The organism is Streptosporangium sp. NPDC002607, from assembly GCF_053592655.1.
On sequence record NZ_JBSFWD010000003.1, the window covers coordinates 39,019 to 50,541 of the forward strand.

Genomic DNA, 11,523 nt, shown 5'->3' on the forward strand with positions numbered 1-11,523 from the left:
GGAGCGCCATGTACCCGGCAAACGCCGCTGCGCACAGGTCAGTACGGCAGTATCCATGGCTTTGAAGACATACCCCGGCGTCTCCGAGCGGAGCCGCCTGGAGATCTCCGGCCGGCTCTGGGCCGGCCGGATGCCGCGGTCGTCCTGGTCGTGGGCGGGACGCTCACGCGGTGGACGAGGTGCGGCGGCGACATCACGCGGGTCACCGAGGAGTATGCGACAGTCCTCGTGCTCAGCCGCAGTGGCTCCAGCCGCTCTTCCAGGACAGCGACCCGTGTGAGCCTCCCCAGATGACGCACTTCTTGGCCCCGGACAGGCGTACCGGGCCCGCGTAGACGGTGAACTTGCCGGGGTTGCTCCCGCTGGAGCCGCCCTGCACCTGAAGTGTCGCGTTCATTGAGATCTTGGCGGGAATCACATACCTGGACATGGTGACGACGCAGTTCTTGCCCGCGGCGGAGCTGTAGAGCAGGTAGATCGTCGCGACACTGCCCAGGGCCTTGGAGTTGATGACCTTGTAGCCGCTGCCGCAGACGCCGGTGGCCGTATAGGGGTTGGGTTTCTGAGGGGCGGGACTCGGCTTGGCAGTGGGCTTGACGGTGGGCTTGGCCGTGGTGGGCTTCACCGTCGAGGTCGGTCGCGAGGTGGCGGTGGGCTTGGCCGTCGGCTCGGGAGCCGATGAGGGCTTGACGATGCCGCTCGGCTCCGCCGAGCCCGGTTGCTCCGCCGGCGGGGTGGGCTTGGCGGTGGTGGCCGCCGGGCTGGAGGTCCGGGAGGGGGGCCTGCTCGGCTTCCCCGTCGGCGCTCCCGCAGCGCGGCTCGGGTTCTCGGCCGGTCGGGATGACGGCCGCGCGATCGGCCGGGACGGGTGGGGCGTGATCGTGAGGAGTTCCTCGTTCTCCGGAGGCCGGGAAGCCTCTTTCCCGGCCGTGAGCGGATCGCCGGGAACGGTCGTCGGGTCGGGGCCCGGGGTCTCCGCCGCGATGGATGCCGCTCCGGCTCGCGCCATCGTGGCCTTCTCGTCGTTCTGCAGGACCACCATGGTCCCGGCGGTCACGCCGAGCGCGGCCACGACCGCCACTCCGGTGAGCAGGAGCCCCACAGGCCCGCGCGGCTTCCTCCCACCAGGCTCCCCGGCCCGCCCGGGGCCGCCCTGTCCCGGCGCGGTGCCTCCCGGTCCGCCGTGTCCTGGCCCTACGTGTCCCGGTCCGCCCGTCGGCGGTCCGTCCTGACGCTGCCCGCTCTGTCGCGTGGCCGCCGCGGACACGTGACCGGGACCGGGCACAGGGCCGGGGAGGGGGGCCGGACGCCGGACCGGGGTGGTGGGGGCGGTGCCCATCAGACGGTTGACGAGTTGCTCGGCGGTGGGGCGCAGTGCCGGGTCCTTCGACAGGCAGGCCGTGACCAGCTCGCGCAGCTCTCCCTCCAGCGCGCCCAGTTCCGGCTCCGTGTTCAGGATCCGGTTGATCACGACGGGGATGGAGTCCTGGCCGAACGCGGGCCTGCCGGTCGCGGCGAAGACCATCGTGACGCCCCAGGCGAACACGTCGGCCGCGGGTGTCACCTCGCCCGCCCCGAGCTGCTCGGGCGCGAGATAGGAAGGGGTGCCCATCGCGACCCCGGTCGCGGTCATCCCCGGGGAGTCCAGCGCCCTGGCGATGCCGAAGTCGATCACCACCGGTCCCTCGGGACCCATCAGCACATTGGCGGGCTTGAAATCACGGTGCAGGATGCCCGCGCGGTGGATCGCCGACAGCGCGGTGGCGGTACTGACGGCGAGACGTTCCAGGGAGGCGCCGCGCCGCGGCCCCTGGCTGTCGACCAGCTGGCGCAGGGAGGGGCCGGGGACGTACTCGCTCACGATGTACGGACGGCTGCCGGCGAGGTCGGCGTGGAGCACGGAGGCGGTGCAGAACCGGGCCACCCGTTGCGCGACCGACACCTCGCGCAGGAAGCGTGCCCTGGCCTCGGGGTCGCCGACCAGTCCGTGGTGGAGAAGCTTGACGGCGACCTGCTCGCCCTCAGGCCCCCGCCCGAGGTAGACGATCCCCTGCCCGCCCTCTCCGAGCCGTCCGGTCAGCTCGAACGATCCCAGGCGTGGGGGATCCTCCGTTGTTAGTGGTTCCACCAGATGCCCCCCCGACAAAACCCAAAAAAATGGTTTATGTGGGGCAGAACGCTACCAGCGCGAGAGGGGAGTGAACGGCCATGGAGATCCGGGGAGCCGCGGAATCCCGTGCTCGGTCTGATGGGAATCCGCGGAGGTCCCATCTTTTGTCCTGGTGGGGCGGGATTTGCGGGGTTCCCGCCCGGTGTGGTGGGAACCCGCTCAGATGGCCTTGCCGGGGTTGAGGATGCCGAGCGGGTCGAAGACCTGTTTGATCCCGTGGTGGATCTCCTCGGTGACCGGCCCGGTCTCCATGGACAGCCAGCGCTGTTTCAGCAGCCCGACGCCGTGCTCGCCGGTGAGCGTGCCTCCCATCTTCAGGGTCTCCCTGAAGAGCTCGTCGGCCGCCGCCCACACCTCGGGCGGCGGTTCGCTCAGGGTCCTGTCGAAGACGAAGACGGGGTGCAGGTTGCCGTCGCCCGCGTGGGCGACCGTGGTGATCAGCACGCCGTGCTTGGCCGCGATCGCCTCGATCTTCTCGATCATGTCAGGCAGCAGGGAGCGTGGTACGCACACGTCCTCCACCAGGCACTTGCCCAGCCGCTCCTTGGCCTCGTACGCCATCCGGCGGACCTCGATCAGCTGCTCGGCCTCCTGCGCCGACGACGACACCGCCACGAAGGCCGCGCCGCTGGCGGTGCAGAGTTCCGCCATGCGCTCGGAGACGGCCGGGCCGTCCACCGCGTCCGACTGCGCGATCAGCATCGCCCGGGTCGACTCCTCCAGCCCGATGTTCCGCCAGTCGTCGATGGCCTTGAGCGTGTTCCGGTCGAGCAGCTCCAGCAGGGACGGCTGGCACCCGGCCGCGATGATCGCGGAGACGGCGGCGGCGGCCTCCCTGAGGGAGGTGAACTCGGCCGCGATCGTCGCCGGGTAGACCGACGGCGCTCTGCGCAGCCGCACCGTCGCCGCGGTGATGACCCCGAGCGTCCCCTCGGAGCCGACGAACAGGCCGGTCAGGTCGTACCCCGTCACGCCCTTCACGGTGCGCCGACCGGTGTTGATCACCCGCCCGTCCGCGAGCACGACCTCCAGGCCGAGCGCCGAGTCGCGGGTCACGCCGTACTTCACGCACCGCAGACCGCCCGCGTTGGTCGCCAGGTTGCCGCCGATGGTGGAGATCTCGTAGGAGGAGGGGTCGGGGGCGTACATCAGCCCGTGCTCGCGGGCGGCCCGGTCCAGGTCGGCGGTGATGACCCCCGGCTCGACCACGGCTATCTCGTCGTCGGGGGACAGCTCCCTGATGGCCGCCATCCTGTGCAGCGCCAGCACGACGCACCCCTCGACGGCGGTCGCCCCGCCGGCCAGGCCGGTCCCGGCACCCCGGGGCACCACGGGGACCCGGTACCGGGTGGCCCATCTCATCACGGCGACCACGTCGTCCCTGGTGTGCGCGAGCACCACGGCCAGCGGTTTGCCGGGCTCAAGAAAGGTTCGATCCCGGGCGTAGGAGTCGGTCACGTCGGAGTCGGTCAGCACCTTCTCCGGTGCGAGCGCGGCGACAAGTTCGGAGATAGCGGTCACAAGTGGACTGTACGGCCTGGCCCCGAGCAAGTGTTCGGCGGTACGCCGAACCCCCCATACGCCAATTCCGCATCTCAAGGGGCTTTCGGAGGCAGTTTCCGGCGGCGCCGAGCCGGAGCGTAGTGAAAATCACCACCATTCCCAGTAAAAGACACTTTATTTCATTTTTACAACATCATTTGGCGTCTTGACTCTGGCTTTACCTTCTCGTCTAACGTCCCCGTTCGGTGCGCTCATCCGGCGCGCCGGAAATGTCCGCATCCGGTAAACCCGGGCGCAGGGAGGGGACACGTTGTCCGGCAGAGTCAGCAGAGGGGGCGCTCCCAGACGCCTTCTCGCGATGGTTCCCGTGCTCGGCCTGGCCGTCACGGGACTGGCTGTGAGCGGTGCGTCGGCCGATAGCGACTCCTCGGTCGCGCGCTACCAGCCGACCGCGGCCGACTACTACATCAACTACGCGCCGCCCAGGGACGAGCCGGAGGTCGGCGACCCGGCCGTGCCGTCGGCCAAGGCGCGCAAGACCGGTCCGCCCAGGAAGATCGACCGGAAGTACTCCGAGGGCAACCCCGTCGCCGCGCGGGTGCTGGCCGCCCGCGAGGCCGAGGCGATCAGGACGGGGCTCAACCCCGCGGACCTCCTCTTCAAGAAGGCGAAGACCCCCAAGACGGCCAAGCTCCTCACCCTGCTGGTGGAGTTCAACGACCAGGCGAACGACGACTTCTCCGGATTCTCCCGTCCGGCGAGCGTGACCAGCGAGGACCCGGCCGAGTGCGTCACCGAGCCGCCGGGCACGCGGCTCAACGGCCCGCTGCACAACAAGATCCCCAACCCGGCCACGCTGTCCCACAAGGACAACAACAGCTTCTGGGTGCCCGACTTCAGCCCCGACCACTTCAACAAGATGCTTTACAGCACCGGGGGCATCACCCAGCGCGTCCGCACCGACCTGACCGACCCGCGGGACGGCCGCAAGGGCATAGACATCTCCAAGCACACCCTGAAGAACATGTACGAGGAGATGTCCAAGGGCGCCTACACGGTCACCGGGCAGGCAAGCCCGTGGATCAAGGTCCCGCACTCCGAGGCATACTACGGCGCGCGCGCCTGCGGCCAGCCGGTACAGGACATGAGCGGCCACCCGGACAACCCGCGCGGAGCCGGCCAGCTCGCCATCGACGCGGTGAACGCCCTGGCCGCCGCCGACCCGAACTTCCCGTGGGCCGACTACGACCTCGAGGACGTCGGTGACGCCGACGGCGACGGGAACTTCGCCGAGCCCGACGGCGTGGTCGACCACCTGGTCCTGGTCCACGCGGGCAAGGACAAGTCCTCCGACGGCGGCGCCGAGGGCACCTACGCGATCTGGGCACACTCCAGCGCGGTGGCCGGCGGCTACCAGGTGCCCGGCAAGAACGTGAAGATCTCCAACTACATCGTGCAGCCCGAGGACTCCGGCGTCGGAGTCTTCGCCCACGAGTACGGCCACGACCTGGGCCTTCCGGACCTCTACGACACCAGCGGCCAGGCGTCCTCCGCGGTGGACTTCTGGGACCTGATGTCCAGCGGATCGCACAGCGGCCCGATCTACCAGTCGATGCCCACCCACATGAGCATCTGGAGCAAGTGGGTCCTCGGCTGGGCCAACCCCAAGGTCTTCAACCCCGGTGACCGCGCCCGCGCGGTGACGATCGGCCAGGCCTCGCGCACGCCCAAGCTCACCGAGGACGGCGTCCGGGTGAACCTGGACAGCCCGCCGGTCACGATGGTCGAGCCGCACAGCGGCACCAAGACGCTCTGGTCCAACTTCGACCAGAAGTGGGCCAACGTCAAGATCGCCCGCGACGTTCAGGTGCCCGCGGGGACCGACCTGAAGTTCTGGCTCTGGAACAACTACGAGATCGAGGACGACTGGGACTTCGGTTTCATCGAGACCTCCGTTGACGGCGGCACCACCTGGAGCCAGCAGAGGGTCTACACCGACGGCGGAGCCCTGGTCTCCACCGACGACGACTACACCGACCCCAACGGGAACCTCGCCGCGTTCGGCGACAAGAAGTACGGCCTCACCGGCGCCACCGACGGCTGGCGGCACGACTACGTCGACCTCACGCCGTTCGCCGGCAAGAACATCAAGCTCCGCCTGACCTACAACACCGACGCGGCCTACACCCCGCGCGGCTGGCACGCCGACGACTTCGCGCTCACCAACGGCACCCAGACCGTCTGGAGCGACGACCTGGAGGGCGGCCTCAACGGCTGGACGGCCACCGGCGGCAGCTTCAACAACACCAGCGGCCAGGGCTGGATCGTCAACGACGGCAGGCGGGAGGCCTCCCGCTTCTACCTGGCCGAGTGGCGCAACCTCGACGGGTTCGACAAGGGCCTGCAGTACGCCTACACCACCAACTACTCGCGTGACGGCGCGTGGAGGGTGGAGAAGATCAAGTACAACGCCCCCGGCCTGCTCGTCTGGTATCGCGACTCGAACTACACCGACAACTCGGTGTTCAACGGCTTCGAAGCGGCGCCGAGCCTCGGCGCCAAGGGCAGCCTGCTCCTGGTCGACTCCCACTTCGACCCGCTGCGGCGCACCGGCGCGGCGGCCGAGCAGGACACCACGACGCTCAAGAACATGCTGGGACGCGTGCAGAGCTCGAACGCTGCCTTCTCCTTCAACAAGACCTACCCCCTCACCGAGTGCATCGAGGGACTCAACGAGCCCTTCAGTGCGTACTGCACCAAGGTGGACGGACTGCGCGGAGTCTCGGAGTTCACCGACGCCAAGACCTGGTACCCGGGCTTCGAGGTACGCGGCGACAGCCTGTTCCTCCGCGACGCCGACGCCTCGACGGTCATCCCGTCGGCGGGCGACCAGATGTACAGCACCCGGGTCGTCAACGCCGACGGCAGCCCGGCCACCCAGGCGTACGGCACCGACATGGGCGGCGGCCACGTCCTCGGCTCCGGAAACCCCGGTGACGAGGGCAAGGCGCTGGGCGTGAAGCTCAAGCTCGTCACCCCGCTGCCGGGTAACCTCGGCGCGATCGTTCAGGTCACCCCGCCCAAGAAGTAAACCCCGCAGGAGTATGGCCCCGCTGTCACCGACGGCGGGGCCATACCATTTGAACGGGCAGGCACCCGATCGGATAGGGGCAGCGTGGGAGAGCTTCGAAGCAAGGCCGAGCACACCGAGGCCATCAGGACCGAGGGCAGGGTCTGCGTGGTCGTCAACACGCGCTCGCGCCGAGGCCGGCGCCACTACCCGGAGGTGGTCCGCGCGCTGCGGGCCGAGAGGTTCGGATCGATCCGCTTCTTCCCCGTGGAAGATCCCAAGCGTCTGCGCGCCATCATCGAGGAGGCCCTGGCCGCGGGGCCCGACCTGCTCGTCGTGGGCGGTGGCGACGGCACGCTCAGCTCCGCCGTCAAGCACGTCGCCCACCGCGACGTCGCCCTCGGCGTGCTGCCCCTGGGCACCACCAACAACTTCGTCCGCAGCCTCGGCGTCCCCCTCGACCTCGCCGGAGCCATCGAGGTGCTGCGCACCGGCAAGGTCGCGGACATCGACCTGGGCATCGCCGGAGACCGCGAGTTCGCCAACCTGGCCAGCTTCGGGGTGTCGGTGGAGGTGGCGGGCAAGGTCAGGCACGGGGTGAAACGCCTGCTCGGCCGCGCGGCCTACCCGCTCACGGCACTGACGGTCCTGCCGGGCCACCGGCCGTTCCGGGCCTTCCTCACCGTGGACGGCCGCCGCCACGAGCTGCTCACCCACCAGCTCAACATCGCCAACGGCCGCTTCCACGGCGGCTGGCAGGTCGCCAAGGACATCAGCATCGACAACGGCCGCCTGGTCGCCTACCAGCTCGGCTCGGGCAAGCGGCTGCGCCTGCTGGTGGAGACCATGATCCGGGCCGGCAGCGGCCGCTGGCGCAGCCTCGCGGGAGGTCCCTTCGTGGTGGGGCGCGAGATGCACCTGGAGACCGACCCGCCGCTGGCCGCCGACGTCGACGGCGAGGTCCGCCTGATGACCCCCATCACGATCCGCACCGTCCCCAACGGGCTGCGGGTGATGGTCCCCGACGACTTCGTCGACTCCTGAGCCGCGTTCAGTCGTGCCGGGCGGGCAGGTCGGGCAGGTCGTCGGTCCAGCCGATCCGTTCGTACGCGGTGAACGAGGTGACCTTGTAGGTCCGCCCGTCCCTGAGCCGGTCGAGGCCGTCCTGCTCCCGCGACAGCGGCAGCCCGCTCGACACGTCGATCACCAGCCGGTTGGTTCCGTAGACCTTGCTCTCGCCCTGTGGCGTGGTGGTGCTGACCGGGTAGGAGATCGCCTGACCGACCCGGCCGAGCCCGTCGACGACCTTCCCCTCCGACGTCATCCCCGGCAGGGAGGCCAGTAGCCGATAGGCCGCCGCGCGGGTCGCGGGGGTGACCGGGAGTGAGGTGATGATCATCATGCAGTCCTCCAGCAGCCACGGCTCCACCTGCTTCTCGGCCTTCTCGGCCCCCGGCCACTTGGCGGTGAACTCCTCGCCACGCCCGTTCAGGTAGATCCTCAACTTCTCCGGGGTGTCCGGTATCGCGCGCACCTCGGCCCAGGTGAGCAGTCCCTTGGTCAGGTGGCCGGCCGACCCCTTCCACTTGCCGCGCAGGCGGGACGCCTCTCGCTCTCCCGGTTTGGACTCGATCCTGTCCTCGGCGGAGACGTAGCCGCCCGTCAGCGCGCCGTCCGCGAACAGCCAGCGGTCGGGGGAGCCGTCCTTCCGCCAGGCGGCCTCGTCCTTGGGAGTCGCCGGTTTCGCGCCGAGGTACTGGCTGATCCTCCAGCTCTGCCCGTCGCGTGCGCGTGACAGCCACATCTCCTCGGCGTGACTCCGCAGGATGAGATAGCCGGCATTCGGCGCGACGCGCTGGCTCCCCCGGACGGCGCGGGTGACCCAGTAGGCACCCTCCGCCGGTGCCCTGGCCGCCGCGGTGGCCGCGGCCAGCAGGACCTGTCTCGCCTCGGCCCCGGTGTCCTGCGTGCCGGGGGCGGGCAGGTGCGGGAACGGCGTCGGCGAGGCGGCGGTCGACGAGGTGATCACCAGGGCCGCGGCCGCGGCCGTCCCGGCCACCCCCATCCCCAGGGCCGTCCACCAGGCCGCCCTGCGGCCCCGCCGTGCCTGCAGGAGCCCTCGGCCTCCGGGCGGCTCCTGAGGCGACGGCATGGCGGCCAGGAGCCGGTCCCGGCCCGCCGCGATCACTTCGCGGGACGGTTCCGGCTCCGCGAGCAGGTCCCGGACCGCGGTCAGGTCATCCATCGGATCCTCCGATCATGGGATTGACGCCGCCCAGCGCCGCGCGCAGCTTCCTGCGCACCCGGTTGAGCCGGGAGCCGACGGTGCCGAAAGGGATGTGGAGGATCTGTGAGACCTCCTCGTAGCTGAGATCGGCGAGCGCGACCAGCAGCAGCACGTCGCGGTCGCCGTCGGAAAGGCCGCTCAACGCCGACGCGAGCGGCCCCCGCACGCCCGCGGCGGCGAGGCGGGTGGCCACCCGCTCCTCGTATCCCTCGTCGACCTCACCGTCGACGGGTGCCCGCTGGAACGCCTCCAGCCTGCGTGTCTCGCTCCTGCGGTGCTGGGCGACCAGGTTGGTGGCGATGCCGTACAGCCAGGGCCGCACCGTCCCCCTGGTGGGGTCGAACGTCTCCCGTCTACGGAACGCCACCAGGAAGGTCTCGGCGGCGACGTCGTCGGCGATCTGCGAGCCGAGCCGTCCGGCGGCATAGCGGTGGATCTCGACGAAGTAGCGGTCGTAGAGCATCGCGAACAGGTCGGGACGGTGCCGCGACCGTTCTATCAGCGCGGCGGCGTCGACTCTCGTCGGCGCATCAGGGGGAGCGGCCATGTGCCGGGTGTCCCTTCTATGGGTTACACCCCTACTCCGTCGCGGGCCCGGTTCGCCTTCACGACTGTTTTCCGGTGATACGCCGGAACCTCATCCTGAGCCTGTCGAGCAGCGGCTCCTGTCCCGGCCCGCTCCTGTCACGCGGGCTCTCCTCGCGCTCTTCCCCGTTCCGCGCGGGCGCGTGGGCGTCTCGCCGGTGGCGTTCCGGCTCGGGCCCCTCCTGGTGTCCGGGAGCCGCCACGCCGGTGTTCGCCGTACCAGGGAGCTGGGGGAGGGGGGCCGACGCGCCGGAATCCGGCGCGGTGAGGGCCGCGGGGCGGGGGCGCCGCGCCCGTCGCAGGTCGGACAGGGCCTCGGCGGCGTCCGGGCGCTTGTGCGTCGCGTGGTCGCGCATGCGCCGGAGCAGGTCCATGACCTCGGCGGACGCCTCACTGGAAGCGGGTTCGGCGTCGGGATTGGCCGGTGGGAGCTCCCCTGTCAGCAGTTGGAAGGCGATCACCCCGGCCGCGTACACGTCGGAGGCGGCGGTCATCCGCTCGGGCATGGCCTGGCACTCGGGGGCCGCGTAGTGGGTGTCGAGCACGTTGGGCAGTTCGTTGGCAACGGTGTGCGCGCGGGGGCCGGGCTTGGCGTAGTCGAACCCGGTGAGCATCGCCCGGCCGTTCTCCGTCACCAGCACGCACGCGGGACTGAGCGCCCGGTGGATCACGTTGTTGGCGTGCACGTGGGCCAGGCCCAGCAGCATGTCCTCCACCACGTCCAGCCGGGCGGCGGTGGAGAGCGTGCGGGGGGAGGCGGTGAGGTGCAGGTGCAGCGCCTGACCGTGCACGTCGTCGAGGACCAGCACGAACCGGCTCTCGTCGTCGATGGCGAAGAAGTCACGGGCGCGCACCACGCACGGGTGCGCCGGGATCCTGGTGAGAGCCTGGTAGGCGTTGGTGATCAGCCGCCGTTCGGCCGCCCTCGGCTCCTCCTCCGCCAGAGGGTCGGCCCGGTAGACGCGCAGCAGAACCGTCTCGCTGCCGGGAACCGTCGCGTTGATCGCGCGATACTCGGTGACCCGGTTGTCGCCGCCCAGCTGCTCCTCCACCTCCCAGCTGCCGAACCGCGGCGGCGCCGTGGAGCGTCGCACGCTCCCGTTGAGCGCCTCGATGATCGCGGTGCCGTACGGCGCGGTGTCCGTGGTGTGGCCGCGCCTGACGCGGGAGGCGTCACTCAGCGTGCCGACAAGCCCGGCCAGGTCGGTGACGTGGCGTGAGTCGCGGCCGGCCGGGTCGACCAGCTCCGCGTCGGCCCCGGTGAGCACCACCAGGCTGTCGACGTAGACCCGGTCCAGCTCGCGCCGCTCCTGGGTGAGCAGCCCCTTGAGCGCGCGCCCGTTGCCGCGCAGCTTGGCGACAGGGGAGCCGAACGCCTCCCGCCGCAGCGGGAACCAGCGGTTCCCCGCGACCTCGATCCTGCCCCGGGTGCCCTTGACGTCGATGACGCAGAGCGAGTGACCGGTCAGGACGATCACGTCCACCTCGAAGGTGTCGTCGCCGCGGGGCACCTCGATGTTGTGCAGCAGCAGCCAGTCTGGCGGGGCGCTGTCTCGCAGGTGTGCGATGACCCGTCGCTCGGCGTCGTTGACCGGGCTTCCGCCGCCGACGATCTGTGCCATCTCTAGCGTGCCGCCTTCCTGATCGTGCTCATCGTGCCACGCAGTATCTCAAGAGGCTCATCTTCGCCCGTACCTTTACTTTTCCACCACTCGGACACGCGGGCCTCCCTATGATCATGGCCTAGTCCTGGCCGGGAGACGTGATCGACGTGTCCGGCACGTCAGGGGTGCGGGCGGTGCCGCCGCTCCTGCGGGTCGTGGTCGTGGGGCGGTGTTACCCCTGAGGCTCCCGTGAACACCGCCGCCGGGCGGATGTTTGCCGCGGTGGGACGGGGTAGGCGTCCTT

Annotated in this window: 7 protein-coding genes; 2 read left to right on the top strand and 5 right to left on the bottom strand. The window is 70.2% G+C overall.

Annotation, left to right across the window (positions count from 1 at the left end):
• Nucleotides 1-232 precede the first annotated feature (232 nt).
• Both ACWD3H_RS04160 and ACWD3H_RS04165 read right to left on the bottom strand, forming a co-directional pair.
• The gene (locus ACWD3H_RS04160) at nucleotides 233-2,128 is read right to left on the bottom strand and encodes a protein kinase domain-containing protein (RefSeq protein WP_451953962.1); all 1,896 of its coding nucleotides are present in this window, start codon (nucleotides 2,126-2,128) and stop codon (nucleotides 233-235) included.
• Between the two features lie 201 nt (nucleotides 2,129-2,329).
• Nucleotides 2,330-3,691: an FAD-binding oxidoreductase gene (locus ACWD3H_RS04165; RefSeq protein WP_355554747.1), complete on the bottom strand. Its 1,362-nt coding sequence runs from the start codon at nucleotides 3,689-3,691 to the stop codon at nucleotides 2,330-2,332.
• Between the two features lie 340 nt (nucleotides 3,692-4,031).
• Between ACWD3H_RS04165 and ACWD3H_RS04170 the strand changes: the two genes are divergently transcribed.
• Together ACWD3H_RS04170 and ACWD3H_RS04175 are read left to right on the top strand one after the other, a co-directional pair.
• Nucleotides 4,032-6,764, top strand: coding sequence for an immune inhibitor A domain-containing protein (locus ACWD3H_RS04170; protein WP_451953963.1), 2,733 nt, complete (start codon nucleotides 4,032-4,034; stop codon nucleotides 6,762-6,764).
• An 84-nt stretch (nucleotides 6,765-6,848) separates the two neighbouring features.
• Nucleotides 6,849-7,787 (top strand): diacylglycerol/lipid kinase family protein, encoded by a 939-nt coding sequence (locus tag ACWD3H_RS04175; RefSeq protein ID WP_350928739.1) that lies wholly within the window; start codon nucleotides 6,849-6,851, stop codon nucleotides 7,785-7,787.
• Between the two features lie 7 nt (nucleotides 7,788-7,794).
• On the opposite strand, the gene ACWD3H_RS04180 is transcribed toward ACWD3H_RS04175, so the two are convergent.
• The 3 genes from ACWD3H_RS04180 to mads6 are packed head-to-tail and all read right to left on the bottom strand — an operon-like array spanning nucleotide 7,795 to nucleotide 11,237.
• A complete protein-coding gene (locus tag ACWD3H_RS04180; RefSeq protein ID WP_451953964.1) occupies nucleotides 7,795-8,988 on the bottom strand; it encodes a CU044_5270 family protein in 1,194 nt (397 codons plus the stop codon).
• Entirely contained in the window at nucleotides 8,981-9,577 is a 597-nt protein-coding gene (locus ACWD3H_RS04185; protein WP_451953965.1) for an RNA polymerase sigma factor, read from the bottom strand. The genes ACWD3H_RS04180 and ACWD3H_RS04185 overlap by 8 nt, the downstream gene beginning before the upstream one ends.
• Nucleotides 9,578-9,635: 58 nt before the next feature.
• Entirely contained in the window at nucleotides 9,636-11,237 is a 1,602-nt protein-coding gene (gene mads6 / locus ACWD3H_RS04190; protein WP_451953966.1) for a methylation-associated defense system protein kinase MAD6, read from the bottom strand.
• Nucleotides 11,238-11,523 lie beyond the last annotated feature (286 nt).